The organism is Mesorhizobium sp. M0227, assembly GCF_040321855.1.
Lineage (GTDB): Bacteria > Pseudomonadota > Alphaproteobacteria > Rhizobiales > Rhizobiaceae > Mesorhizobium.
Genome location: NZ_JAMYSJ010000075.1, coordinates 1 through 654, shown reverse-complemented (window position 1 = coordinate 654; position 654 = coordinate 1). Strand labels below are relative to the sequence as shown.

1 protein-coding gene is annotated in these 654 nt (G+C 58.6%); it reads left to right on the top strand.

Translation table 11 applies throughout. The features are described 5' to 3' along the window. Positions 1–27 precede the first annotated feature (27 nt). Positions 28–654, top strand: a 627-nt coding sequence (gene glyA, locus NKJ00_RS32200; protein ID WP_502906423.1) for a serine hydroxymethyltransferase, incomplete at its 3' end; no start/stop codon positions are given.

Genomic DNA, 654 nt, shown 5'->3' with positions numbered 1-654 from the left:
TCAATTCAATTGGAGCGCGAAGCTACCATGGACAACTCCGCAGACGGCGCGATCGCACAGCCCGACACCCACGGGCGGTCTCGCTTGGCCGCGGTTGATTGCCGCGTTCACGAGCTGCTTCTGAGACAGGAGCGGCAGGAGCGGACGACCCTCAAGCTCATCGCCTCAGAGAACTTTGCGTCCTCGGCCGTGCTGGAAGCGAACGGCTCGATTTTCACGAACAAGTACGCCGAGGGGTACCCCGGTGCGCGCTACTACGCTGGAAACGAGATCGTTGATGAGCTTGAGAATCTAGCCATTGAGCGCCTGAAATCACTATTTGGCAGCGAGCATGCCAACGTCCAGCCTTATTCCGGCTCGCCGGCCAACCAGGCTGTCTATCGTGCGCTTTTGAGTCCCGGTGACAAAGTCATGGGCTTGCCCCTTCCGGAAGGGGGCCATCTGACTCATGGTTGGGCCATCAACTTTTCCGGTACTGACTATCAACGCGTGCCCTATGGGTTGGATGAAACGACACAGCAGATTGACTATGACCGCTTGCGCGAGACAGCCAAGCGGGAACGGCCGCGGCTCATTTGGGTCGGCGGAACTGCTTACCCGCGTGTCTTTGACTACGCGGCAATGGCAGAAATTGCCCTGGAAGCGAACTCCTAT